Raw genomic sequence first — 24,895 nt, 5'->3', positions numbered from 1 at the left:
ATCGGGGCCCGGTGTCGTGGCGCAGTGTGCTCAAGGTGCCTGCCGCCGGGGCCGGTGAGCACGTAGGATGGCATGAATATGGACAGGATCGATGTGAGCGATGACGACCCTGGGCTGCCGCGGTTTGCGGTGCGTTCATGGTTCATCGACGGCCTCAGCCCTCATGCCCCGGTGCCCTTCACCCACGGGCTGCCGACAACGCCGCAGGAGTTCATCTCCCAGCTGCCGGCTGCAGGGTTCTCCTGCTGGGTGCGGCATACCTCCGGGCTCGTCGGGTTCGGCCGGGCAGCCCGGCTGACCGCCACCGGTGCCCGCCGGTTCGCTGACCTCGACCGGGCCTGGCAGCAGATCGTGGCGACCTCGACGATCGACGATCCGGTCGGCCTGCCGGGTTCGGGCCTGGCGTGCTTCTCGGCGGTGACGTTCTCCGCCCAGTCGCAGGCCACCTCGGTCATCGACATCCCCCGCTATCTGCTCGGCCGCCGCGATGGGCGCGTGTGGCTGACCTCGATCGAACCGCTGAGTGCCGGTGCTCGCACAGCTGACCCGGCCGGCAACGGCGATGGCAGTGACGATGGGGAGCTCGTCCTCGCCCCGACCCCGATCCGCCGGCCGGTCGGCGCGACCCGGAAACCCGGGCATACGACCGGGGCGGACTACCTCGACATCGTCGCCCAGGCGAGCGCTCTCATGCGGGAGCAGACCGGTGCGCAGGCGCTGAAGAAGGTCGTGCTCGCTCGCGATGAGCTCATCGAGACCCCCGACGAGATCGACGTGCGTGCGCTGCTCGCGGCGCTCAACACCGCGTATCCGGGCTGCTGGACCTTCGATGTCGCCGGCCTCATCGGCGCGACCCCGGAGCTGCTCGTCGGAGTCGAGGACGGCCGGGTCACCACTCGGGTGCTCGCCGGCACCTACCGGGTCGAGGACGATCCGCGCGCCGAACTCGCCGCGGCCCGCGAACTGCTGGGCAAGGCCAAGGATCAGGAGGAGCACCGGTATGCGATCGAGTCGATCGTCGCGCCGCTGACCCGCCTGACCGATCAGCTGCACGTCGACGAGGAGCCGCACCTGCTGCAGCTGGCCAATGTCATCCACCTGGCCTCTGACGCCCACGGCACGCTGACAGCCCGCGACGGGCGGGTGCCGACCGCGCTGGCCGTCGCCGAGGCGGTCCATCCGACTGCTGCGATCGGCGGGGTGCCGACGCAGCTGGCCGCCGCGACGATCGCAGAGTACGAGCGCACCGACCGGGGCCGGTTCTCCGGGCCGGTGGGCTGGATGGATGCGGCCGGCAACGGGCAGTTCGGCATCGCGCTGCGGTGCGGTCAGTTCGAGGCCCGCAACCGCATCCGGCTCTTCGCCGGGGCTGGGATCATGCCCGATTCCGATCCGCTGACCGAGCTGGTCGAGACCGGTGCGAAGTTCGCGCCGATGCGCACCGCGCTCGGCATCGACCCGCAGGCCGCGATCGCCGAGGAGCGCGCGGCGGCCATGCCGACGGATGCAGCACCTACGGCTGCTGAGCGGGAGGGAAGTCATGCGTAGGTCCGGGTATCTGGCGATCTTCGCAGGTGCGGTCATCGTCGCGTTCAGTGCGCTCATCAGCTTCCTGCTCAGGTTCTTCGGTGACGAGCCGCCGGCTGGTCAGGAGTTCGTCCTCACCGTCGCCGCCGTGCTCATCGCCACCGGCTTCGGCCTGCAGGTGGCGAGCACGGTCGCCGGGTCCTTCGACGACGGCACCGGTGACCATGACGGTGATGCCGAGCACGACGTCACCTCCGGCGGCACCCGGCACGACGATTCGCGCCGCGAGTTCACCGACTCAGCCGAGAACCCGGCCACCGGACTCGGCAAGGTCGCCAACATCGTCGTCTACGCCGGGGCCGGGACGTTCCTCATCGGCTATGTCACCGACCTCTTCGCCCCATCCGACGGCGGGGCGACCACCGCCGCGGTCATCATGCTCGCTGCTGGTGGCATCCTCATCGCCGGAGTGGCTCTCAGTCTCATCGCTGCTGCCCGCAGGCGCGCGCAGCGCCGCGGCAGCGCCTGAATCCTGCGGCGGTGGCTGACGCCAGACTCAGCTGGCTGCTGGGCTGGCCACGGACGGCAGCGGCACCTCGATGATGCCCGGCTCGCCAGCCGCGAGCACCCGGGCGAGCGCCTCGGCACTGTCGACCTGTGTGTGCGGCCAGCCGTAGCCGGCAGCCAGGGTGGCGAAGCCCCGGCCGTGCGGGGTGGCGAAGTAGCGTTCGAAGTAGGGCACGAGGTGATCCTGGCCGTGTTCGAGTCCGGCGAAGATCTGCCCGCCGTCATCGTTGAGCACGATGATCTGCAGCGCCGGCAGCTCCTCGCCTGCTTCGCGCAGCAGCCCGCCGATCTCATGCAGCATCGCCAGGTCCCCGATGATGAGCCGCACCGGCACGGCCGGGTCAAGTGCCCGGGAGAACCCGGTGGCTGTCGAGATGAGCCCGTCGATGCCGGCCAGTCCGCGCGAGGCATGCACCTGCGCGCGCCGGTCGACCGGTACGGCGTGGATGGTCTCGGCGATGACGCGGATGGCCGAGGAGCTGGCTGCATAGACGTGCGGGCGCACCGCATCAGGCGCAGCGGTGAGCGCCGCCTGCACGATCTCCGCCCGCTTGCCGCCGGTTCCGGTGAGCTTCCGGCCGGCCTCGATCCAGCGGCCCGACCAGCGGCCCGCACCAGCAGGACGTTCGGCATCGCATTCGGCGTCGCGTTCGGCGTCGAGTGCCGAGGCGAGGCCCACCTCAGCGCCGGCGGGGATGCGGATGATCTGCCGGTCGGAGGCCAGCAGCTTCGCATCGGGCCTGAACAGGGTCGGTTTGCCGATGACCACGACCCGCCGGCACTCGTCGAGAAGCTGTGGGTGCGCCTCGAGGACCTGCGGGTGGGTCGGCACCGCGGCGCTGGAGTCGACGAGCGGACAGGAGGGTTCGGCCAGGATCGGCACACCGGTGGCTTCCAATGCTGCGGCGAGACCTGCAAGCGGGAAGCCGTGAACATCCCCGCCGAGCACGATCGTCTCCCCGGCCGCGGCAGTCAGCGCTTCGGCAGCGGCGGTGATCTGCGCCGTCTCCACTATCTCGGTCACGGGGATCGGCGCGGGGACCGGCGGGCACGTGAGCTCTGCTGTCCAGTCGTCTGCCGCCTCGGCGGCGGTGGGCACGAGCGGGACGTCGAACTGGACGTTGATCTGCACCGGTCCCGGCTGCCCACCCGGCCCGGCACCGCAGGCCGCTGCCAGGCAGCGCCCGGCGATCGCCTCGGCATCAGCGGCGCCGACGGGGATGTCGCAGCCGGTGAGCGCCTCGGGCAGCATCGTCGCCTGGGCATCGAGAGTCTGATTGGCGCCGGTGCCGCGCAGCCGGGCAGGCCGGTCGGCGGTGAGCGCGATGAGCGGCAGGTGGGCGTAGGCGGCTTCGACGAACGCCGGGTGGAGGTTCGCGACCGCCGAACCCGAGGTGGTGACGACGGCGACCGGGCGGGGGTGCCCTGCGATCCGGTGGCCTTTGGCCAGGCCGAGGGCGAGGAACGCTGCCGAGCGCTCGTCGATGCGCACGAACGTGTCAATCCGGCCGGCCGCGGCTGCCTGCGCGAGCGCATAGGTCAGGGGTGCTGACCGGGAGCCGGGGCAGATGACGACATCGCGCACCCCAGCGGCGGTCAGGGCGCGGACGACGGCGCGGGCCACCGCGGTCGAGGGCTGCAGCTGCTGATCAGGAGAGGTGTTCATCACCTCGATTCAACCACGCCCGTCCGAAAGCTGTTCCTGCTCCGGTGGCAGCGTGCCGGGCGCTCTGCGGGACCGCTTAGAATGTGCTCATGACCTACCCGCCGCATCCCTATCTGCTGCGCTCTGAGCCTGAGGAGCCCACGACGCAGCGCACGGACCGGCGGCGGATCCTGCAGCTGCTCGCCGGGATCGTCCTGTTCATCATCACGAGCGTCGTACTGCTCGCCGTCGACTGGGCGCTGCTGAACCTTTCCGGCCACCCTATCGAGATCACCGATCCGGGCACCATCGCCCGGCCCGGCTGGATCGCCGTCATCAGCGCCTGCGCGGCCGCCGCCGTTGCGCTGCTGCTCTACCGGCTCATCGTCGGCTGGATCGGCGGTGATCCGGGTCAGGGGCTGCGCGGCGGTTCGAAGACCATCGAGTTCCTCTTCGGCATCACCGTCGGTGTCGCGGTCATCCTCGCAGCGATCGGCATCATCGCGCTGCTCGGCGGCTACCGGATCACCGGCATCCAGCTCAGTGACGGGATCCTCATCGGCCTGGCCAGCGGGATCAGCGCCGGCGTCGTCGAGGAGATCGTCTTCCGCGGGATCCTGCTGCGGATCCTCGATGCGTGGTTCGGCTCATGGGCAGCACTCATCATCTCCTCAGCGCTGTTCGGTGCCGCGCATCTGGGCAATCCCGGCTCCAGCTGGTGGGGTGCGACCGCGATCGCGGTGGAGGCCGGTCTGCTGCTGGGCGGGGCCTATCTGCTCACCCGCCGGCTGTGGCTGCCGATCGGCATCCACGCCACGTGGAACTTCCTCTCCGGTGGCATCTTCAGCTCCCCGGTCTCCGGCGTCGGTTCCGGGGACGGTCTGTTCGCTGCGACATTCTCCGGGCCGGACTGGCTGACCGGCGGGGACCTCGGCATGGAGGGATCGGTCATCACCGTCATGGTGTGCTCGCTGGCCAGCCTGGCGATGCTCTTCCTCGCCCACCGGCAGGGCCAGCTGCTGCCGAGCGTGCGCACCGAGCGCCGCCGGGCAGCCAATCCCCAGCACTGAGTCGCACGCCCGTCTCCTCCCGTTCACCCACACGTCCTATCGTGAGCGGTGAGACCCCGTGTCGCGCCCACCTCTGCCGACCCCTGCGAGGACGTTTATGATCCAGCGACGTCACATCATGCTCTCCGTCGGCGCGCGCGCCGTGCGCGCCCTGACCGCTGCCCGCAACCGGGCCGGCGAGTTCCCCGGCCGCAACCAGACGCTCACCTTCCTCGGCCCCGAACCCACCGGCGAGGACGCCGCCCGCTTCCATGTGCGGGAGAAGCGCAAACTCTCCCGCCGGCTGCGCGAGTTCTTCGTCTACTCCCCCGCCCTGTCGCGCACTGTCGGGCTGCGGGTGCTGCTGCCGGGCACCCCGAGCGAGGTCGCCGACGTCATCTACCTCTTCCACGGCTCCGGCGATGACTTCCGCTCCTGGACCGACCTCGGGGCTGCTGAGCGGATCACCGCTGAGAGCCCGTATCTCGTCGTCATGCCCGATGCCGGGGCGGCGAGCTACTCGACGCATGCCTTCGGCGATACGCTGCTCGACTGGCCGAAGTTCCACACCGGGGAGCTCGTCGACTTCGTCACCGGCCGCTATTCCGTCAACGCCGAACGCGGCGGCCAGATCCTGGCCGGCCTGTCGATGGGCGGATATGCGGCGATGAAGTACGCCGCCTGGCATCCCGACCGCTACTGCGCGGCTGCCGCATTCTCCTCCCCGCTCGACCCGCTGGCCGCCGTGCCGCTCATGGACATCATCTCGCTGCGCGAGGGCGGCGAACCGCGTTCGCTGTTCGGCGATCCGCGCCGCGACAAGGCCGAATGGCTGGCCAACTCCCCGCTGCACCTGGCGGAGAACCTCGCCGCCACCGATCTGTGGTTCACCGCCGGCTCCGGCGACCCGGACCCCGAGGAGGCCGAGGAGCACGTCGACGTGCTGGAGGCCAGCGTCAGCCACCACGGTGAGTCCTTCCACCAGCGGCTGAGCGAGCTGGGCATCAGGCACATGTGGACGCCGCGCGCCACCGGCCTGCACAACTGGTTCGCCTGGCAGCGCGAACTCGGCGAGTGGCTCACCGCGCTGCCGCAGCGCCTGGCCGCCCAGGGTGCCGCCGGCCGCCGTTCCCGAGGTGGTGGCCACGTCGCCGATGGCAGGGCGTTCACCTTCATCACCGGTCTGCCGGTGTTCTCCGTGCACGGCTGGGAGGTCTCGATCTCGCGCAGGCGCGCGCAGCTGGTGACCTTCGGGCAGGTGACGACTGCCGGGTTCACCCTCAACGGGGCGGGCACGTTCCGCATCCGCACTCCTGCGCTGTACCACCCGGGTGAGAAGTATGAACTGCGGATCTCTTCGCCGCTGTCGGCGTCTGTCTCGAGGCTGCGCGCCGATGCGCAGGGCCGACTCGACTTCACCGGACGGATGGCCGGAGCGCTGCACGATCCGATCGTGCCCGGCCGACGCACCCGCCACTACCGCACCTGGGGCCAGGATGAGATCACGCATGTGACGATCGCCCCCTGTGCACCGGTGCCGGCCGCATCCAGGGCCTGGAAGCGTCGCCGCGGGGACGCCGATGATCAGCGCTGACGTCAGGGCACGCTGAGACCCGGCAGCAGACACCGGGTGGCGGCTATTGGCGCAGCAGCACGTGTGCCGACTGCCGGAAGTCACACCGCTTCGACAAGGGGCCAGAGAGCAGCCTCTGTGCCGCGTCGCCGATGAGCAACGCTTCCACCCCTTGCGTCAGGGTGTGGGCTTCGCCTGCGGCGGGCATCCGGTTAGCCAGCTCCATGCCGCCGAGGCGGGCATCGAGCAGGCGCGTGTCTATGTCGAGGCGTGTGCCGGCTGCGAGCGCACGAGCGGTGGCGAGACCTGTGCGTCCTCGACGCTTACGCCTTTCGACGTGGAGGTCGACGGTGCGATGCGGCACTCGGCTATGCGGAGAAGCAGGCGGACGGGTTCGTGTTCCTCTACATCTATGCCCAGGCCGGCAATACGCTCGTCTCCGCCCACTCGGCTGAGAGTTCAGGCTAGGCGGCGCAGTTCGGTCAGGCAGTCGTGCACTCGGGCGTCCCACCAGGCGCAGGTTTCGTCGTCGGCGGTGTGGGCGGCGAGCAGCAGCAGATCAGGTGTCGTGCGGGTTGCCGGCAGCGTTGCGGCATTTGCTGCACCGCCTGGGCCGGGTGCGCTGAGGATGTCCTCGGTGAAGAGCGCCCCGGTGCCCAGCCCGCAGGCCGGTGGGCCGGTGAAGATCGCCTCTGCAGCGGCGTCGACCGGCAGGCTGGCGGCCAGCAGCGCGCCTGCCCGCAGCCCGATGCCGGTCTCCAGGGCTGATGACACGACAGCGGGCAGCCCGCATCCGGTGACGACCTCGGCAGCGTGCTGGGCGCCGCCGAGCGGCTGGGCTTTGACGATGATGACATCGGCCGCCCCGAGAGCTGCGACCCGGTAGGGGTCATCGGCCTTGCGGATCGACTCATCGGCAGCGATGCGGATAGGCAGCCCGCGGGCGGCGATCCACTCCCGCAGCCGGGCGAGATCCTCGACCGCGGCGACCGGCTGTTCGATGTACTCCAGCCAGTCGCCCACCTCCGGCAGCTCAGCGATGGCGGCACACAGCTGCTGGGCGTCTGCGAGCGGGTAGCCGGCGTTGGCGTCGAAGCGCAGCCGGGCTGCCGGAGCGTGGGCGCGGACGGCGCGGATGCGCGCAAGATCAGTGTCCAGGCTCGTGATCCCGCGGGCGGCGATCTTGATCTTGAAGGTTCCGGCACCCGGGTAGCGGGCGATGAGACCCGGCACCGCCTCGGGCGGGCAGTCGGGGATGGTGCCGTTGAGCGGGACGGCATCGCGCAGGGGTTCTGGAGCCGGCCGGTGGCCGAACTCTAGCGCACCTGCCAGCCAGCGTGCCGCCTCGGGCGCGGCGTATTCGACGAACGGTGAGAACTCCGACCAGCCGGCAGGCCCCTGGAAGATGAGTGCCTGCCGGGAGGTGATGCCGCGGAAGCGGGTGATCATCGGCAGCTCGACGACGCGGCGCTCAGGCAGCAGTTCATTGAGGTCGTCGGTGCCGGTGACGAGGTCGGCCAGCCAGTCTGGGATCATGCCTCCACACTACGCCGCGCACCGGCACCTGCGACGGGCCCAAGCGTTAGGGTTAGGACATGTCTGTCTCTGAGATCTTCGACCCCAGCCGCTGGCGTGCGGTCCCCGGCTTCGACTTCACCGACATCACCTACCACCGCGCCATCGACGCCGACGGTGCCGACATCGGCTGTGTGCGCATCGCTTTCGACCGGCCCGAGGTGCGCAATGCCTTCCGTCCGCACACCGTCGATGAGCTTTACCGCGCACTCGACCACGCCCGGCAGACTCCCGACGTCGGCTGTGTGCTGCTGACCGGCAACGGCCCGAGCGAGAAGGACGGCGGCTGGGCGTTCTGCTCCGGCGGCGACCAGCGTATCCGCGGCCGCTCCGGCTACCAGTACGCCGCTGGCGAGACCGCCGAGACCGTCGACCCGGCGCGCGCCGGGCGCCTGCACATCCTCGAAGTCCAGCGGCTCATCCGCACGATGCCCAAGATCGTCATCGCCGTCGTTCCCGGCTGGGCGGCAGGCGGCGGGCACAGCCTGCACGTCGTGTGCGATATGACGATCGCCTCGCGTGAGCATGCGAAGTTCAAGCAGACCGACGCCGACGTCGGCTCCTATGATGCCGGCTACGGTTCGGCGTATCTGGCGAAGATGGTCGGGCAGAAGCGGGCCCGGGAGATCTTCTTCCTCGGCCGCACCTACTCCGCCCAGGAGATGGCCGAGATGGGCGCGGTCAACGAGGTCGTCGACCATGCCGAGCTCGAAAACGCGGCCCTGACGATGGCCAGCGAGATCCTCGGCAAGTCCCCGAACGCCCAGCGGATGCTGAAGTTCGCCTTCAACCTCGTCGACGACGGTCTCGTCGGCCAGCAGGTCTTCGCCGGTGAGGCCACCCGCCTCGGCTATATGACCGATGAGGCCGTCGAGGGCCGGGATGCGTTCTTGGAGAAGCGCGACCCGGACTGGTCGCCGTTCCCCTGGTACTACTGAGCCGGTGAGGGCCCGCTCGATGGACCACACCGAACTCGCCGAACTGCTGCGCCGGGCGATGACAGGCGCGCACACCGTCGTGCTGCCGCCCACCCGCGACGGGCAGGTCTCGGTCATCGACCCGCACCGCTATGACGACGCCGGCACCGGCCGCAGACCCCCGGCCCTCGTCGTGCACACCTCGGGCACCACTGGGCCGGCCAAGGGAGTGGCGCTTTCTGCTCAGGCACTCACCGCCTCGGCGCGGGCGACCGAGGGAATCCTCGGCGGGCCCGGCCGCTGGTACCTGGCGCTGCCGGTCAACCACATCGCCGGCACGCAGGTGGTGCTGCGCTCGCTGCAGGCCCAGACGGTGCCCTTCGCCGCCCGCGGGTCGTTCACCGCGCAGTCCTTCAGCGCCGATGTCATGGCGCTGCAGGAGGCGGCCCTGCACATAATCGCCTCATCCGGCCCGCCCGGACCGCTCTACACCGCGCTCGTGCCCACCCAGCTCACCCGCATCATGGCCGATCCGGTCGCCGCTGAGCTCGCGCGCTCCTTCGACGCGATCCTGCTCGGCGGGGCGGCGATCTCCCCCAGCCTGCTCGCCCGCGCCGCATCAGCCGGCCTGAACATCGTGCGCACCTACGGGATGAGCGAGACCTGCGGGGGCTGCGTCTACGACGGGGTCCCCTTCGCAGACGTCGACATCAGCATCGACGACACCGGCCGGGTGGTGCTGGCCGGCGATGTGCTCGCCGACGGCTATGTCGATGTCACCGGCGGTCGGCTGCGCGCACTCCCCGATCCCGAGGAGGTGGCCGGCAGCGGGTTCACCACCGGTGACGACGGGGCCCGCCGGTTCGTCACCAGCGATCTGGGGACGATCACCGACGGGGTGCTGAGCGTCCTCGGCAGGGCCGATGACGTCGTCATCTCCGGTGGGGAGAACATCAGCCCGCTGGCCGTCGAGAACACGCTGCTTGCCGCCCTCGAAGCCGCTGGCGTCCGCGAGGTGCTCATCACCGGCGTGCCGGATGCCGAATGGGGTGAGGTGCTCGCCTGCGCGATCGTCACTGACCGTCCCGGCACGACTGACGGCGGCCCTGTCGCCACCGCACGCGCGCTCGCCGAGCAGCTCACCGCCTCGGTGCCGGACCTGCCGAGCCTGCACCGGCCGGTCTATGCGGTCGAACTCGATGCGCTGCCGGCGACCGGTCTGGGCAAACCGGACAGGCGCGCCCTGCGCCGCCAGCTGGTTGAGCGTCTCGGGCTGGCCGAGCGCACCTGACTGCAACCGAGTTGTGATGCGCCGCATTGGGAAACGGCCTGACGCAGTGGCAGACTAGACTGGTCTGCGGCCAGCGAAACTGCTGGCCAGCGCACTGACCATGGCATGATCTGTTAGACATTGAGGACGTCGATGGCAACCTTCCAGCAGTGGGTCGAGGGAGCTCGGCTGCGCACCCTGCCGCTGGCTGTCGCCCCCGTGCTGCTGGGGACCGGAGCCGCGCTCGGTGTGCTCGGCGGTCTGTCGGCCCTCGTCATCGGCAGCATGCTCGACGACCCGGACCCTGATGTCTCACTGTCGTTCCTGCTGCTGAAGGCGGCGCTGGCACTCATCGTGTCCCTGGCCCTGCAGATCGGGTCGAACTACGCCAATGACTACTCCGACGGCGTGCGCGGCACCGACGACGTGCGAGTCGGACCACTGCGGCTGACCGCCTCCGGGGCAGCTGCGCCCGAGGCGGTGAAGGGGGCGGCATTCATCAGCTTCGGCGTCGCTGTGGCCGCCGGTGCGATCCTCGTCATCATCTCCCAGGCGTGGTGGCTCATCCCGGTCGGTGCCGCCGCGATCTGGGCGGCCTGGTTCTACACCGGCGGTTCGAAGCCGTACGGCTACCGGGCGATGGGCGAGCTGTTCGTCTTCATCTTCTTCGGCCTCGTCGCCACGCTCGGGACGACCTATGCGCTCGTCTCGACGATCTCAGCGGCCGCGATCGCCGGTGCCGTCGCGATCGGGCTGTTCGCCTGCGCGGTGCTCATGGTCAACAACCTGCGCGACATCCCCACCGACCGGCAGGCCGACAAACTGACTTTAGCGGTGCTGCTGGGTGAGAAGCGGGCCAGGCTTGCCTACACGCTGCTCGTGTTCATCCCGTATGCGCTGCTGCTCGTACCGATTCTCACCGGACATCCGGCTGCGGTGCTCGCAGCGCTGTCGCTGGTGCTCACGATCTCACCCCTGCAGGTGGTGCTCTCCGGTTCGGAGGGCACAGCACTCATCCCGCCGATCAAGCACACGGGGCTGGCGGCACTGGCCTATGCGGCGCTGCTGGCGCTCGGCCTGGCACTGTAGGCGTGCAGACGGCTGTTGGGCCAGAAGACGTCAGCGGTCAGGATCTCTGCGGTCGAGTTCCCGGTCCTCCAGGTCCTCGTCGCTGCCCTTCTTCACGGTGCGCGCCTTGACCTTCCCGCTGCGGGCCCGGCGGCGCTCCTGCCAGGCGATGAGCGAACCGGTCGCCGAATCGCGCAGCGGCCTGAGCGCCAGATAGCTGATGAGAGCGGAGATGATGATCGCCGCGATCGTCGAGATGAGGCCGGGGCCCGCGATCCACCAGACGACGACGATCGTGCCCATGAGCACAGCGAGGCGGGCAAGCAGGTACATCAGATAGTCACGCATGATGCCCACCAGTGTACCGGTGCCGACGGTCCGTCCCGCACGCGGGAGGCGCACCTGAGTCCGCGCTGAGAGGCCGCATCTGAGACGCTGGGTCGTTTCCGTCCGCCTGCGCCGATCGACTATCCTGATAGGCAATATGACAAGGATTCTGGTAGCCGCCGCACTGATTCTCGTCGCTGTCACGCTGTACAGCTTCTTCGACTGCGTCGTCCGCGACCGCGCCCACATTCGAGTCCTGCCCAAATGGGGCTGGCTGCTCGTCATCCTCTTCGTGCCGGTCTTCGGGTTGCTGCTGTGGTTCCTGTTCGGCCGTTCCAGTTTCGGCCAGCGTCGCTCTGCTGGCCCGGTCGCCCCGGATGACGATCCGGACTATCTGCAGAAGATCGCCGATGAGGTCGAGCAGGCTGAGCGCCGCAAGCGCCGTGAGGAGCTTGAGCGCCGCCGCAAGTCCACCGGCAGCACTGCTGCAGCGCACGGCACCCGGGCCCAGTCGCAGGAGGACATGGACGCATCGGCCACACCCGAGCCCGCTGAAAATCCGGCCACACGGCCGGCGTCCGAACCGGCAGCCGAGCCGGAGGCCCCGGAAGAGGAGCTGAGCCCGCACGAGCAGTTCGAGCGCTGGCTGGCCGAACGCGAACGCGAGGAGCGCGCCGCCGGCGAAACCCCGGACGATCACCCGGAGAGCGGCGAGAACGGCGCCAACTCCGCCAACGGCCGCTCATCATAAGCAGACAGAAGAATGATCCGCAGGACCGTGGGGTCCTGCGGATCATTGCATTCAGCTCACGCCACGGCCGATCACAGCCCGGAGTAGGAGTGCAGGCCGTCGAAGTAGACGTTGACGATGGCGAAGTTGAAGATGAGGCTGGAGAAGCCGACGATGTTGAGCACGGCCACCTGGGTGGCTGACCAGCCGCGGGTCGCGCGTGCGTGGAGGTAGGCGGCGTAGACGACCCAGACGACGAATGACCAGATCTCCTTGGCGTCCCAGCCCCACGGGCGGCCCCAGGCGACCTCAGCCCAGATCGCGCCGGCGATGACGGTGAACGTCCAGGTGACGAATCCGACGGCGGCGATCCGGTAGGACAGCTGCTCGACAGCCTCGCTGGCCGACACCCGGTTGAACATGCGCGCAAGCCCGGTGACGGTGTCCTTCTTCTCGGTGCGGGCCTTGAGGATCTGGAAGATCGCGAGGATCGCCGAGACGCTCAGCAGTGCGGTCGAGAGGATCGCGATCGGCACGTGGATCCAGATCCAGTACGACTGCAGCGCCGGCACGAGCTGCGCGGCCGGGGTGTAGAAGACGGTGATGCACAGGCCCAGGGTCACAAGCGCGCCACCGGCGACGAAGGTGCCGAGGTAGCGGATGTCGGCGAAGTACAGCACGACGATGTAGACGAGCACGGCGAGTGCGGAGGCGGTGAGCGCGTACTCCATCATGTTGCCCCACGGCACGCGGGTGACCGAGAGCGCGCGGGTGAGCACGGCGGCCACGTGCAGGCCGGTCGCGAGCACCGTCAGTGCGGTCGCCATGCGGGCGGCGGTGCGGCGTCCGGCCGTTCCCGAGGCGCCGGTCGCCTTCTCCTCGGGCCCGCCGGTCTCAGCCTCTGCTGCCCCTGCATCAGCAGTCTCGGCGTCGTCCTCGCGGTCGAGGACGGCGACGGAGGAGTTGCGTGAGGTGCGCACCGGCGTTCCGGCCTTCGCGTTCGTCTTCGCACCGGCCCTGCCGGATGCGGTCTGCTTCCCGCTGCTGGCCAGGGTGCGGCCGGCGAACAGGTCGCTGGAGTAGAGGAGGAAGGCGATCGCGTACACGGCCATCGCCGAGTAGATCAGGAGATTCGACCACGTCGCAAGCGTGACGTTGACGTCCATGGAGGTCATGCCTTTCGACTGGGTGAGTTGTTCAATTCTACTGCAAGGCTCTCAGCCGCCTGCACCACCCGCGGGTCCTCTCCACGGGCCAGGGAGGCGACCTCGGTGGCGACGCCGTCGTCGGTGTCGGCGGCACGGACCCACATGCGCCGGCGCGGCACGAACAGGGAGAGCCCGAGGCCGGCGAGCAGGAAGATGGTGAAGACGAGCATGACCCCCTGGGTGGGGTCGTGGCGGACGTCGAGCGCGACGTAACGTTTGATCTCTTCGAGTTCGACGCTGCCGAGCCCATCGGGCAGCTCGGCGGTCTCCCCGGGCTTGAGATACAGCTGCAGCGGCTGCCCATCGGGCCCGGCGAGCTGGTCGAGGTTGTCGGTGTCGAGTTCGTAGACCGACTGGGCGATGCCGGCATCGAGGCCGAGGTCGCCGGCGAAGACGTTCATCACGAGGTAGGGGTTGCGCAGTTCGGCGAACTGGGAGACGAGTTCGCCCTTTTCGTTCTGTGAGGCGGTCGGCAGCAGGATGCCGACGAAGCCGAGCTGATCGGGGCTGGCATCAGGAACCTTGACGACCCCGCGGGAGGTGTAGACGCCGTCCTGCGGCAGGAACACGACGGGTCCTGAGTAGGTGACGTTGCCCTCACCGTTGCGCACGGTGATGACCGGGGCGTAGCCGTTGCCGGTGAGGTAGACCCGGGAGCCGTCGATCCGGATCGGTTCGTTGACCCGCAGGCTGTGGTCGGTCTCCTGGCCGTGCTGGATGGTGGTGACGTCGGCGTTGAACGCGCGCGGCTGGCCGAACTGGTTGCCGGCTGCGGTGTCGTCGAAGCTGGCATCGAAGCTGTTGAGCCGCAGCCGGTAGTCGTCGAGCCGGTCGGCGGAGAAGTACGAGCCAGGTTCGAAGGAGTCGTAGGCGACGAGCGAGTTGGTGAAGGTCTCGCCTTCGACGAGGATGCGCTGGCCGGAATACCCGATGAGCGCGCCGACCGCCATCGTGACGGTGACGCCGAGCAGACAGATGTGGAAGAGCAGGTTGCCGGTCTCGCGGAGGTAGCCGCGCTCAGCTGAGACTGCGTCGCCGCGCCGGGTGGTGCGGTAGCCGAGCTTCTTCAGCCTCGCCTCGGCGGCGGTGAGCATGTCCTCGGCCGTGCCCGAGGCGGTGAAGGCCTGGTAGCCGGGCATCCGGGACAGCCGGCGCGGCGCCGGTGGCGGGGCTTGGCGCATCGCCTTGTAGTGCTGCTTGCTGCGCGGCAGCACACAGCCGACGAGCGAGACCATGAGCAGGATGTAGATCGCGGCGAACCACACGGAGGCGTAGACGTCGAAGAGCTGCACGGCGTCGAGGAACGGGCCGATCCGCGGGTTGTCCTCGATGTACTGGGTGACTTGGGCGGGGTCCTGGATGCGCTGGGGCAGCAGGGATCCGGGGATCGAGGCGAGGGCGAGGATGAGCAGCAGGATGAGTGCGGTGCGCATCGTCGTCAGCTGCCGCCAGGCCCAGCGCAGCATGCCGAGTGCGCCGATGTCGGGCGGGGCGGGTTTCGCGGTCTTCGTACTCATATCCTCGTCAAGTGTGGCAGATGGTCGGGGCCGTCAGATCAGCAGGTCGAAGTCGCCGATGGTGCCCTGCAGCTGCTGGATCCACGCGTTCCACACACCGGTGACGAGCAGCAGGCCGAGCAGGATGAGCATGATCCCCCCGGTCCGCACGATCGTCTGCTGGTGTTCGCGCACCCAGGCCAGCCGGCCGGCGCCGCGGTGGAGGAGGAAGGCGACGATGAGGAACGGGATGCCGAGGCCGAGGCAGTAGACGAAGGTCAGCAGCGTGCCGCGCCACACCTGCCCCTCAGCGCCGAAACCGGTGGACAGGGCGAGCACAGCGGCCAGGGTCGGGCCGATGCACGGCGCCCAGCCGAGCGCGAAGGTCGCCCCGAGCACGGGTGCGCCCCACAGTCCGGCCTTGGGCTTCTTCTGAAGCCGGCGGTCGCGCTGCAGCCAGCCGAAGCCGCCCATGAATACGATGCCGGCGATGATGACGACAGCGCCCATGATCCGGGTGAGCAGGCCGATCCACTCCCCCGCTGCAGCGCCGAGCCCGGAGAAGGCGGTGCCGAGGGCGACGAAGACGACGGCGAAGCCGAGGACGAAGAGGGCGACTCCTCCGAGCACCGTCGAGGTGCGCTTGTCCTCGATCGAGGTGCCGGTCAGCCCGGTGACGTACCCGATGTAGCCGGGCACGAGCGGCAGCACGCACGGGGAGGCGAAGGACACCGCGCCAGCGAGCGCGGCGACGAGCATCGCGATGAGCAGCGGCCCGTCGAGGATCGTCTGGGCGAAGGTGTTGCCGATATCGGTCATTCGCCGAGCACGTCTTCGATCATCCCGCTCAGCGTCGAGGCGTCGACGGCACCGACGGCGCGGGCGGCCGCGCGGCCCTCGGTGTCGAGGATGACGGTCGATGGGGTGGCCTGCGGCGGCAGGATGTCCGAGAGCAGGGCGACCATCGCACCGTCGGTGTCGAGCATGTTCGGGTACGGCACATCGAAGTTCCTGATGAACGCCTCGGCTGCCCCTGCCTGATCGCGGACGTTGACGCCGAGGAACACGGTGTCGTCGGCGAACGTCTCGGAGACCTCGATGAGATCCGGGGCCTCCTTGCGGCACGGCGGACAGGCGGCGTACCAGAGGTTGATGACGACGAGTTTCGGGCGCAGCCCGGCCAGGGACTGCTGCTGGCCGTCCAGGGTCTCGAAGTCGAGGTCGAGCGGTTCGCCTCGGTCGCCGGGGGCGACCTGGGTGATGACTCCGGAGCCGGAGACGTATCCCTGTTCGCTGCCGGCTTGCTGGGCGAGTTCGTCGTTCTCGCTCGCGCAGCCGGCGAGCACGATCGTTCCGGCGGCCGAGGCGGCCAGCGTCAGCAGTCCGCGCCGGCTGAGCGGACGGCGGCCGAAGGGCTGGTCATTCATGCCCCGGGCACCGCCTTGACCGGCTGGAGATCAGCGCACACATCGGTGTACTCGATGCCGGTGAGCTCTCCTGCCTCATAGGTGAAGGTGGTGACGGAGGCGAGCGCGCATTCGCGTTCGCGCGGATCGTGCCACAGCCGCTGGCCCTCAGCGGCCCGGCGGGTCACCCAGATCGGCAGCTGGTGGGAGACGATGACGCCGTCGACGCTGCCGTCTCCCCCGGCCACGCCGCCGGCCACGCCGTCGCCTGCGGCGAGCGGTTCGAGCTGGCGGCGCAGGCTGGCGATCGCGGCGCGCATGCGCATCACCTGCTGCTGGTACGGCTCGCCCCAGGAGGGGCGCAGCGGGTTGTACAGGCGCACGAGGTTGGCCGGCTGCGTCAGATGCGAGCGGTCGACGACCATGCCCTCGAAGCTGTTGGCGGCCTCGATGACCCGCTCATCGATCCGCGGGGTCATCTCCAGGGCGCCGGCGAGCGGGGCGATGGTCTCCTGGGCGCGCTGCAACGGCGAGCTCACAAGTGCCGCAACGGCGAAGTCCGGGCTGGTGAAGTGCTCGGCGAGCCGGCCGGCCATCTCGTGGCCGCGCGATGAGAGCCCGTAGCCGGGCAGCCGGCCGTAGAGCAGCCTTTCGGGGTTGTGGACCTCGCCGTGGCGGGTGAGGTGGATGCGCACCTGACTCATGCCTTCTCTCCTGCGCTGTGGGCGGCCGCGGCCGAGGCGGCGGCTGGCAGGGCGGCGATGATCCGCTCGAGCACCTCGTCGGTGTGGGCCAGGGACAGGAACCAGGCTTCGAAGGCGCTCGGGGGCAGGTGGATGCCGGATTCGAGCATGCTGGTGAAGAACGCCCCGTAGGCGGCGGAGTCCTGGGCGCGGGCGTCGTCGTAGCTGCGCACCTCGCGGTCGGTGAAGAACACCGAGAACATCGAGTTCGCGCTCTGGATCCGGTGCGGCACACCGGCGGCGGTGAGCGCCTCGCTGACGGCTGGGCGGAGGATGTCGGCGGCGCGCTCGAGGTGGGAGTAGACGTCGAGTTCGGTGGTGAGCTTAAGCGTGGTGATTCCGGCGGCTGTGGCGACCGGGTTCCCCGACAGCGTGCCGGCCTGGTAGACCGGGCCTGCCGGGGCGAGGTGCTGCATGACCTCGGCGCGGCCGCCGAAGGCTGCGGCCGGGAAGCCGCCGCCCATGACCTTGCCGAAGGTGAACAGGTCGGCGGGGCCTTCGGGGTAGCCGGCGGTTGCGGATTCGTAGCCGTACCAGCCGGCTGCGGAGACGCGGAAGCCGGTCATGACCTCATCGGAGATCATGAGTGCCCCGTGCTGGCGAGTGAGCGACCTGATCATCTGGGTGAAGCCGTCACGCGGGGGCACGACACCCATATTGCCGGGGCTGGCTTCGGTGATGACGCAGGCGATGTCCTGACCGTGCTCGGCGAACGCGGCAGCCAGGGCGTCTGGGTCGTTGTAGGGCAGCACGATCGTGTCGGCCGCGCTTGCGCCGGTGACACCGGGGGTGTCGGGCAGGGAGAAGGTCGCCAGTCCGGAGCCGGCGGCGGCCAGCAGCGCGTCGACGTGCCCGTGGTAGCAGCCGGCGAACTTCACGACCTTCGCCCGGCCGGTGAAGCCGCGGGCCAGGCGGATCGCCGACATCGTCGCCTCGGTGCCCGAGGACACGAGGCGGACCTCGTCGACCGGTTCGACACGGGAGACGATCTCCTCAGCCAGCGCCACCTCATTGGCCGACGGGGTGCCGAAGGAGAATCCCTTCTGCGCGGCCTCGGTGACGGCGGCGAGCACCTGCGGGTGGGCGTGACCGAGGATCATCGGCCCCCAGGAGCCGATGAGGTCGACGTAGTCGTTGCCGTCGACATCGCGCAGCGTCGCACCCTGTGCCGAGTCGATAAAGCGCGGGGTGCCGCCGACAGCTCCGAAAGCCCTGACCGGTGAGTTGACGCCACCGGGGGTGACGGTCAGCGCCCGGTCGAAGAGCTGCTGGGAGGCTGTCAGGTTCTGCGAGGTCATGGAGCTCCTTTTCGGCAGTTCGTCACGGTGAGGTGCCCGGCCGCTGGCCAGGGCGCACGCGGCTCTTACGGTACGTCGCGCATATGGGAATTCACTTTGAGGAAGATCGAGCGCATCGTCTCGATCTCACTGTCGTCGAGCAGGTCGATGAGGTGCTGGCGCACGCCTTCGACGTGCAGCGGGGCGGAGCGCTTGAGCAGCGTCCAGCCGTCGTCGGTGAGGGAGCAGTTGATGCCGCGGCCGTCCTCGGCGATCGCGGTGCGCTCGACGAGCCCGCGCTTCTCCATCCGGGACACGATATGGGTCAGCCGGGAGCGGCTCATGCCCATGTCGTCGGCGAGCAGGGCCATGCGCATGCAGCGGCCGGCCTGTTCGGAGAGGTGGACGAGGACTTCGTATTCGGGCAGCCCGATGCGGTGGGTCTGGCGCAGCTCCTTGTCGAGCTGGCTCATGAGCAGCTGGTGGGCGATGAGGAAGCTGCGCCAGGCGACCTGCTGGTCCGCGCTGAGCCACCGCGGCTCATCCGGCGCCTCGGTCACCGGTGAGACGTGCGGGACCCGCTCGCCGTCGCACACCCGGTCGCGCTCCATCATCCTCGCCTGCCTGCCGTTCCGGCGGCCGCGGCGTTCAGGTGCTCGGCGACTTCGGTCGCCCAGTAGGTGAGCACCGCATCGGCGCCGGCGCGCACAAAGCAGGTGAGGCTTTCGAGGATCGCCGGCATCCGGTCGATGGCCCCTGCCCGGGCGGCGAACTCGACCATCGCGTATTCGCCGGAGATCTGGTAGGCCCACACCGGCACCGGGGAGGCCTCGGCGACCTGGGCGAGGACGTCGAGGTAGGGCAGACCAGGCTTGACCATGACGATGTCAGCGCCTTCGGCGAGGTCGAGTTCGAGTTCGCGCATCGCCTCGCGGCCGTTGGCCGGATCCTGCTGGTAGGTGCGGCGGTCGCCTTCGAGCTGGGATTCGACGGCTTCGCGGAAGGGCCCGTAGAAGGCCGAAGAGTACTTGGCGGTGTAGCCGAGCACCACAACGTCGGTGAATCCGGCGGCATCGAGGGTGGCGCGCACGGCGGCGACCTGGCCGTCCATCATGCCCGACAGCCCGAGCACGTGGGCGCCGGCGCGGGCCTGAGCGAGCGCCATCTGGGCATACAGGTCGAGGGTGGCGTCGTTGTCGACGCTGCCATCATCGGCGAGCACGCCGCAGTGGCCGTGGGAGGTGAACTCGTCGAGGCACAGATCGGCCATGACGACGGTGTCCTCGCCGACCGCCTCGGCCACAGCCGTGATGGCGCGGTTGAGGATCCCATCAGCGGCGCACGCCTGGCTGCCCTCGGGGTCGCGTTCGGCGGGGATGCCGAAGAGCATGATTCCCCCGACTCCAGCGGCTGCGGCCTGCCGGGCCGCGGTAACGAGCGAGTCGAGGGTGTGCTGGAAGACCCCGGGCATGCCCTGCAGCTCGACGGGGGCGTCGAGGGTCTCCTTGACGAACATCGGCAGGATGAGCTGCGCGGGGTCGAGGCGGTGTTCGGCCACGAGCCGGCGCAGGGCCGGGGTGGTGCGCAGGCGGCGCGGGCGGATCGCGCCCGGGGCCAGGCCGATGGTGCGGTCAGCGGTGTGTGCGGAGGGGGTGGGCGTCATGTGCATCCTCACTTCTTGCGGCGTGAGCTGCGTCGGCGGGTCTGCGACGGGCGCAGCGGGGTGCGGCCTGCGGCGAGCATCTCCTCGCGGCGGGCGCGGGCGTGCTCGACGAGTCCGGCGACGACGGAGCCGAGGTTGGCCTCATCTGCCATGACGTCGACGCGCAGTCCGTGGTCTTCGGCGGTCTGTGCCGTCGCCGGGCCGATGCAGGCGACGACGGTGGTGTGGAAGGGCTTGCCGGCGATGCCGACGAGGTTGCGAACGGTCGATGAGGAGGTGAAGAGCACCGCGTCGAAGTCGCCGCGCTTGATCGCCTCGCGCACGGGGGCCGGTGGTGGGGCGGCGCGCACGGTGCGGTAGGCGGTGACGTCGTCGACCTCCCAGCCCTCCTCGCGCAGCCCGGTGACGAGCACCTCGCCGGCGATGTCGGCGCGCGGCAGCAGCACCCGGTTCATCGCGTGGTAGCCGTCGTCGAAGGGCGGCCAGTCTTCGAGCATGCCGCGGGCGGACTGCTCACCGGAGGGCACGAGGTCGGGGATCACACCCCATTCCTGCAGGCTGGCAGCGGTCTGGTCGCCGACGGCGGCGACCTTGACTCCGGCCAGGCAGCGGGCGTCGAGGCCGAGGTCCTCGAGCCAGTTGCGCACGACGGTCACAGCGTTGACAGACGTGAAGCCGACCCACTGGTAGTCGCCTTCGACGAGCGCGCGGATCGCCTTCTCCATCTGGTTCGGGGTGCGCGGCGGCTGGATCGCGATCGTCGGCACGATCGTGCCCTCGGCACCGTACTCGGCCAGCAGGTCCTGGGTGGCAGAGGCCTGTTCGCGGGTGCGCGGGATGAGCACCTTCCAGCCGAACAGCGGTTTCGTCTCGAACCAGGACAGCTCTTTGCGCATGTCGATGCCCTGGCCCATGAGCATGACGACCCGCTGGTCGGGGCGCGCTTTGGCCAGGTGCGGGCCGGAATCCCCGAGCGTCGTCTCCACGGAGACCTGCTGGAGGGTCGAGACCTCGATCGTGAGCAGGATCGGGGTGTCAGCATCCCAGTCGTCGCCGAGCAGGCTGTCGATGGCCACCGAGACCTCGTCGACGCTGCCGGTGATGACGTGGCCGGTGTTGCGGTGGCGGGCGACGTCGACGTAGGTCTGCGGGCTCGCCTCGATGAAGCGCACCGAGCGCACCCGGCTCGTGGTGATCGGGGTGCCGGTGTAGGCCGACATCGACGAGGTCAGGCCCACGCCGGGCACGATCTCGAAGTCGACACCGTTGCGCTTGCAGCCGGCGGCCTCATCGGTGGTGGTGGAGAACAGCACGCCGTCGTGCGGGACGATGCGCACGACCCGGGTGTGCTCGCGGGCCAGCTGGGCGAGCTTGCGCCCGCGGGTGGTCGCCGCTGCGCCGAGTTCGGCTGAGTCGAGCCGGGTGGCGGTGGCGGGCACGTAGGCGTCGACGATGTCGTCGAGTTCGCCTGCGTCGTAGACGACGAGGGTGGCGCGTTCGAGCAGCTCAGCGCCCTTGTACGTCATGAGGCCCGGGTCGCCGGGTCCGGCGCCGAGGAAGTGGACGATCGGGCGGACGGCGGCCTGCGCCTCGGGACGGGAGTCCTTGCTCATCGGCTCACCTCGCTCACGGGCTGCCGGTCGGCTGCCGCGGCGTGCTCGCTGCGCGGGTCGATGTGCTCGCTGGGAGCGTTGGCGCCGGTGACGGTGTCGGGGACGACCCCGAGGATGGTGAGCAGCTCGTCGGCGATCGCACTGCCGAGCTCCTTGGCGATGAGCGGGTGGTCCTCCGCGCCCGAGGCGGTGGTGAGGTCGGCGGTGCGGGTCGCCCGCTGCAGGCGGCCGGTGTCGTCTGCCATCACGCCGGTGAGGGTGAGGGCATTGCCGTCGATCTCGGCGAGCGCGCCGATCGGGGCTGAGCAGCCGGCTTCGGCGTGGGCGAGGATCGCGCGTTCGGCCTGCACGGCCAGGGCGGTGTCGGCATCGTGGATGCCTGACAGGGCTGTGCGCAGCTCGGTGTCGAATTCGCCGACATCGGCGTTGGCGGCCCGGCATTCGACGGCCAGGGCGCCCTGTCCGGGGGCTGGGAGCATGACGGCGGCGTCGAGGACGTCGGTGACTTCGACCAGCCGGCCGATGCGGCGCACGCCGGCTGCGGCGAGGACGACGCCGTCGAGGCGGCCGTCGGTGACGTGCTTGATGCGGGTGTCGACGTTGCCGCGCACGCCGCGGACTTCGATGTCGGGCCGGGCGGCGCGCAGCTGGGCGGCGCGCCTCGGCGAGCCGGTGCCGAGCACAGCACCGGCCGGCAGTTCGGCTAAGGTCATGCCGTCGCGGGCGATGAGCACATCGGAGGGGTCGACGCGCGGGGGCACGGCGACGAGGTCGATGCCGGCGGCCGGGGCGGTCGGCAGGTCCTTGAGCGAGTGGACGGCGATGTCGATCTTGCCGGTCAGCAGTGCGGTGCGCACGGCGGAGACGAAGACGCCGGAGCCGCCCATGGCGGCCAGCGGGCTCATATTCACGTCGCCTTCGGTGACGACTTCGACGATCTCAACACGCCAGCCGGTCTGGGCGGCGATCTGCTGGGCGACGGCGGTCGACTGGGAGCGGGCCAGCCGTGAGCGGCGGGTGCCGAGCTTGACGGTGCGGCCGGTGTAGTGGGCCGGTTCGACGACGTCGAGGGTGTGGTCGGCGACCGGGCGCAGCCCGTCGGCTTCGACGTGGTGGTCATCGCGTGCGCTGACCGGTGCGACACCGGGAGCGGTGACCGAGACCTTCGACCGGTCGATGCGCTGGGGCTCTCCTCGGCGGCCGGAGGTGGCACTGAGGTCGAAGAGCTGGGTCAGGGCTGCGGCGTAGTCGACGTCGGAGTCCTGCACGGACAGCTGCTTGACCCGCACGGTCGGGGTGTGGACGAGCTTGTCGGCGGTGCGCTTGAGCGCGGTGCGGATTTCGTCGAGCACCTCGCTGTCGACCTTCGCGCCGATCTTGCGGCTCAGTCGCTCGAACTCGCCGGCCACGGTGGTCTCGGCATGCGAGCGCAGCGCGGTGACGGTCGGGGCGATCGAGCGGGCCTTGTGCTCAGCGCGGTAGGCGGCGAGCTCTGAGCGGATGATGCTGCGGACTTCGGCGACGATTTCGACGACGCCGGACGGGCTGCGCAGATCGGATTCGGCGAACATCTCGGACAGCTCCCCGAGGCCGATGAGCCGGATGTGGGGCAGTTCCCGCACGCTCGGGTCGATGTCGTGCGGGAGTGCCAGGTCGACGAGGAACTTGTTGGGCTGCTGGTCGAAGTCGGCCTGCATGCCGGTGATGATGTCCTCCCGGCTCAGCACGGTGCCGCGCGAACCGGTGACGGAGACGATGAGGTCCGCATCGGCGATCTCCGCGGTGAGCGTCTCGGCGGTGAGCTCGACAGCACGGCCGCCGACGGGGGCGACGAGCCGTTCGGCCTTCTCCAGGGTCCGGTTCATCACGGTGATGCGGGCAACACCCGCCCGCTGCAGGGTCGCGACGGTCAGTCCGGACATCGCGCCGGCGCCGACGACGAGTGCGCGGGAGCGCTCGAGGCTGCCGATGTGGGCTTCGGCGGAGGTCAGCGCCTTGTCGAGCAGGGACTGGGAGACGGAGTCGAGTTCGGTTTCGGCGTGCGCGCGTTTGCCGACGCGCAGCGCCTGCTGCAGCACGATGCCAAGCTCCTTCGTCAGCTCCCCTGCCTGCTGGCCGTGCACGTAGGCGCTGCGCAGCTGGCCGAGGATCTGGGCTTCGCCGACGGCCATCGAGTCGAGCCCGCAGGCCAGGGTCAGGAGGTGTTCGACGGCCTTGGTGTCGTAGTAGACGTAGACGTGCTCGGACAGGCTCGTCCAGTCCAGGCCGGTGGCGTCGACGAGGGCGGAGCCGATGTCGGCCAGGCCGCCGTGGAAGGCCGAGGCGTCGGCGATGACCTCGAGCCGGTTGCAGGTCGAGAGCACGCAGGCGCCGTCGACGTAGTCACCGGCGCGCACCCCGGAGCGCAGCGCCTCGACTCCATCTGAGTCGAGGGCGATGGCATCGAGGACGGACATCGGTGCGGACCGATGTGAGATCCCGAGCACGAGGAATGTCACAGTGCATGCTCCCTAGGACGTGTGTTGCGGAGGTCGGTCGAGTCGATTCCGGCCGGCTGGGCCGGGGCGGTGTAGTGGGCGAGGACCCGCAGCTCGGTGGCGAGGTCGACATGGCGCACGTGCACGTCCTCGGGCACGGTGACCATGGTGGGGGCGAAGTTGAGCAGCCCGGTGATGCCGGCGGCCACAGCCGCGTCGGCCACAGCCTGGGCGGCCGGTGCGGGCACGGCGATGATGAGCATCTCGATGCCGGTCTCGGTGGTGACGGACGCGAGCTGCTCGACCGGCAGGACGGGTGCGCCGCCGACGGTGGTGCCCACCACCTCGGGTGCGGTGTCGAAGACTGCGGTGAGTTCGAAGCCGCTGAAGCGCACGGCGGCGTAGTCGGCGATCGCCGAGCCGAGGCGGCCGGCACCGGCGATGGCGATGCGGCGGGTGCGGTCGAGGCCAAGGAAGCGGCGCACCGCGCCGCCGAGGGCGGCGGTGTCGTAGCCGACGCCGCGGCGGCCGGCGAAGTCGAGGTGGGACAGGTCGCGGCGCAGGATCGCCGAGCCGACGGCGCAGCGTCCGGCGAGCTCTTCGCTGGAGACGGTCTGCTGGCCGGCGGCGGCGAGTTCATCAAGGGCCTGCAGGTAGCCGGGCATGCGGGCGACGACCGGGGCGGGCACGGAGGACAGTCCGGTGCCGCCGGATTGCGAAGCGGTGCTCACCAACGACCTCACCCCCTGTCTGTGTCACGATGC

Annotated in this window: 23 protein-coding genes; 8 read left to right on the top strand and 15 right to left on the bottom strand. The window is 69.8% G+C overall.

The genetic code is table 11. The features are described 5' to 3' along the window. Positions 1–78: 78 nt before the first annotated feature. Positions 79–1,548: an isochorismate synthase gene (locus tag HLA91_RS01590; protein WP_170273251.1), complete on the top strand. Its 1,470-nt coding sequence runs from the start codon at positions 79–81 to the stop codon at positions 1,546–1,548. Beyond that, on the top strand, positions 1,541–2,056 hold the full coding sequence (locus HLA91_RS01585) for a hypothetical protein (RefSeq protein ID WP_170273250.1): 516 nt from the start codon (positions 1,541–1,543) through the stop codon (positions 2,054–2,056). The genes HLA91_RS01590 and HLA91_RS01585 overlap by 8 nt, the downstream gene beginning before the upstream one ends. A 27-nt stretch (positions 2,057–2,083) precedes the next feature. On the opposite strand, the gene menD is transcribed toward HLA91_RS01585, so the two are convergent. Beyond that, a complete protein-coding gene (gene menD, locus HLA91_RS01580) occupies positions 2,084–3,760 on the bottom strand; it encodes a 2-succinyl-5-enolpyruvyl-6-hydroxy-3-cyclohexene-1-carboxylic-acid synthase (RefSeq protein WP_170273249.1) in 1,677 nt (558 codons plus the stop codon). Between the two features lie 89 nt (positions 3,761–3,849). On the opposite strand from menD, the gene HLA91_RS01575 reads away from it, so the two are divergent. Together HLA91_RS01575 and HLA91_RS01570 are read left to right on the top strand one after the other, a co-directional pair. Next, the gene (locus HLA91_RS01575; RefSeq protein ID WP_170273248.1) at positions 3,850–4,809 is read left to right on the top strand and encodes a CPBP family intramembrane glutamic endopeptidase; all 960 of its coding nucleotides are present in this window, start codon (positions 3,850–3,852) and stop codon (positions 4,807–4,809) included. Positions 4,810–4,906: 97 nt separating this feature from the next. After that, positions 4,907–6,382 carry an alpha/beta hydrolase gene (locus HLA91_RS01570; protein ID WP_170273247.1) on the top strand — a complete coding sequence of 492 codons (1,476 nt, stop codon included), beginning with the start codon at positions 4,907–4,909 and terminating at the stop codon, positions 6,380–6,382. Positions 6,383–6,425: 43 nt separating this feature from the next. Here HLA91_RS01570 and HLA91_RS01565 read toward each other — a convergent pair whose 3' ends face one another. Both HLA91_RS01565 and HLA91_RS01560 read right to left on the bottom strand, forming a co-directional pair. Continuing rightward, positions 6,426–6,725 (bottom strand): hypothetical protein, encoded by a 300-nt coding sequence (locus tag HLA91_RS01565; protein WP_170273246.1) that lies wholly within the window; start codon positions 6,723–6,725, stop codon positions 6,426–6,428. Positions 6,726–6,820: 95 nt separating this feature from the next. Further along, positions 6,821–7,897 carry an o-succinylbenzoate synthase gene (locus HLA91_RS01560; protein WP_102161384.1) on the bottom strand — a complete coding sequence of 359 codons (1,077 nt, stop codon included), beginning with the start codon at positions 7,895–7,897 and terminating at the stop codon, positions 6,821–6,823. Positions 7,898–7,956: 59 nt separating this feature from the next. Between HLA91_RS01560 and HLA91_RS01555 the strand changes: the two genes are divergently transcribed. From HLA91_RS01555 to HLA91_RS01545, 3 genes are all read left to right on the top strand, one after another. Further along, positions 7,957–8,874, top strand: coding sequence for a 1,4-dihydroxy-2-naphthoyl-CoA synthase (locus HLA91_RS01555; RefSeq protein ID WP_102161382.1), 918 nt, complete (start codon positions 7,957–7,959; stop codon positions 8,872–8,874). 19 nt (positions 8,875–8,893) lie between these two features. After that, complete coding sequence (locus HLA91_RS01550; RefSeq protein ID WP_170273245.1) at positions 8,894–10,144, top strand: AMP-binding protein; 1,251 nt, start codon at positions 8,894–8,896, stop codon at positions 10,142–10,144. Between the two features lie 132 nt (positions 10,145–10,276). Next, positions 10,277–11,212 (top strand): 1,4-dihydroxy-2-naphthoate polyprenyltransferase, encoded by a 936-nt coding sequence (locus tag HLA91_RS01545; RefSeq protein ID WP_170273244.1) that lies wholly within the window; start codon positions 10,277–10,279, stop codon positions 11,210–11,212. Positions 11,213–11,242: 30 nt separating this feature from the next. Here the strand turns inward: HLA91_RS01545 and HLA91_RS01540 are convergent, their stop codons facing one another. Next, positions 11,243–11,539, bottom strand: a complete 297-nt coding sequence (locus HLA91_RS01540) for a DUF4229 domain-containing protein (RefSeq protein ID WP_170273243.1) — start codon at positions 11,537–11,539, stop codon at positions 11,243–11,245. A gap of 136 nt (positions 11,540–11,675) precedes the next feature. On the opposite strand from HLA91_RS01540, the gene HLA91_RS01535 reads away from it, so the two are divergent. After that, a complete protein-coding gene (locus HLA91_RS01535; RefSeq protein WP_170273242.1) occupies positions 11,676–12,269 on the top strand; it encodes a PLD nuclease N-terminal domain-containing protein in 594 nt (197 codons plus the stop codon). Positions 12,270–12,340: 71 nt separating this feature from the next. Here HLA91_RS01535 and ccsB read toward each other — a convergent pair whose 3' ends face one another. The 11 genes from ccsB to HLA91_RS01480 all read right to left on the bottom strand — a co-directional run bounded on the left by ccsB (position 12,341) and on the right by HLA91_RS01480 (position 24,862). Further along, positions 12,341–13,414 carry a c-type cytochrome biogenesis protein CcsB gene (gene ccsB, locus HLA91_RS01530; protein WP_170273536.1) on the bottom strand — a complete coding sequence of 358 codons (1,074 nt, stop codon included), beginning with the start codon at positions 13,412–13,414 and terminating at the stop codon, positions 12,341–12,343. A gap of 5 nt (positions 13,415–13,419) precedes the next feature. After that, positions 13,420–14,973, bottom strand: coding sequence for a cytochrome c biogenesis protein ResB (resB, locus tag HLA91_RS01525; protein ID WP_239557134.1), 1,554 nt, complete (start codon positions 14,971–14,973; stop codon positions 13,420–13,422). 33 nt (positions 14,974–15,006) lie between these two features. Then, positions 15,007–15,771 carry a cytochrome c biogenesis CcdA family protein gene (locus tag HLA91_RS01520; RefSeq protein ID WP_170273241.1) on the bottom strand — a complete coding sequence of 255 codons (765 nt, stop codon included), beginning with the start codon at positions 15,769–15,771 and terminating at the stop codon, positions 15,007–15,009. Next, positions 15,768–16,379 carry a TlpA family protein disulfide reductase gene (locus tag HLA91_RS01515; RefSeq protein WP_102161372.1) on the bottom strand — a complete coding sequence of 204 codons (612 nt, stop codon included), beginning with the start codon at positions 16,377–16,379 and terminating at the stop codon, positions 15,768–15,770. The genes HLA91_RS01520 and HLA91_RS01515 overlap by 4 nt, the downstream gene beginning before the upstream one ends. Beyond that, positions 16,376–17,062: a histidine phosphatase family protein gene (locus HLA91_RS01510; protein WP_102161370.1), complete on the bottom strand. Its 687-nt coding sequence runs from the start codon at positions 17,060–17,062 to the stop codon at positions 16,376–16,378. The genes HLA91_RS01515 and HLA91_RS01510 overlap by 4 nt, the downstream gene beginning before the upstream one ends. Then, positions 17,059–18,399: a glutamate-1-semialdehyde 2,1-aminomutase gene (gene hemL / locus HLA91_RS01505; RefSeq protein ID WP_170273240.1), complete on the bottom strand. Its 1,341-nt coding sequence runs from the start codon at positions 18,397–18,399 to the stop codon at positions 17,059–17,061. Before hemL ends, HLA91_RS01510 begins: the two co-directional genes overlap by 4 nt. A gap of 65 nt (positions 18,400–18,464) precedes the next feature. Continuing rightward, a complete protein-coding gene (locus HLA91_RS01500; RefSeq protein ID WP_239557133.1) occupies positions 18,465–18,992 on the bottom strand; it encodes a MarR family winged helix-turn-helix transcriptional regulator in 528 nt (175 codons plus the stop codon). Then, on the bottom strand, positions 18,989–20,041 hold the full coding sequence (hemB, locus tag HLA91_RS01495; protein WP_170273239.1) for a porphobilinogen synthase: 1,053 nt from the start codon (positions 20,039–20,041) through the stop codon (positions 18,989–18,991). Before hemB ends, HLA91_RS01500 begins: the two co-directional genes overlap by 4 nt. 8 nt (positions 20,042–20,049) lie before the next feature. After that, the gene (locus HLA91_RS01490) at positions 20,050–21,654 is read right to left on the bottom strand and encodes a bifunctional uroporphyrinogen-III C-methyltransferase/uroporphyrinogen-III synthase (RefSeq protein ID WP_102161362.1); all 1,605 of its coding nucleotides are present in this window, start codon (positions 21,652–21,654) and stop codon (positions 20,050–20,052) included. Continuing rightward, entirely contained in the window at positions 21,651–24,152 is a 2,502-nt protein-coding gene (gene hemA / locus HLA91_RS14140; RefSeq protein ID WP_170273238.1) for a glutamyl-tRNA reductase, read from the bottom strand. The genes HLA91_RS01490 and hemA overlap by 4 nt, the downstream gene beginning before the upstream one ends. Next, on the bottom strand, positions 24,149–24,862 hold the full coding sequence (locus HLA91_RS01480) for a redox-sensing transcriptional repressor Rex (protein WP_278372765.1): 714 nt from the start codon (positions 24,860–24,862) through the stop codon (positions 24,149–24,151). The genes hemA and HLA91_RS01480 overlap by 4 nt, the downstream gene beginning before the upstream one ends. Positions 24,863–24,895: the final 33 nt, after the last annotated feature.

Source organism: Brevibacterium luteolum (assembly GCF_013004595.1).
In the GTDB taxonomy this organism is placed as follows: Bacteria; Actinomycetota; Actinomycetes; order Actinomycetales; family Brevibacteriaceae; genus Brevibacterium; species Brevibacterium luteolum.
This window is presented reverse-complemented; position numbering and strand designations above follow the sequence as displayed.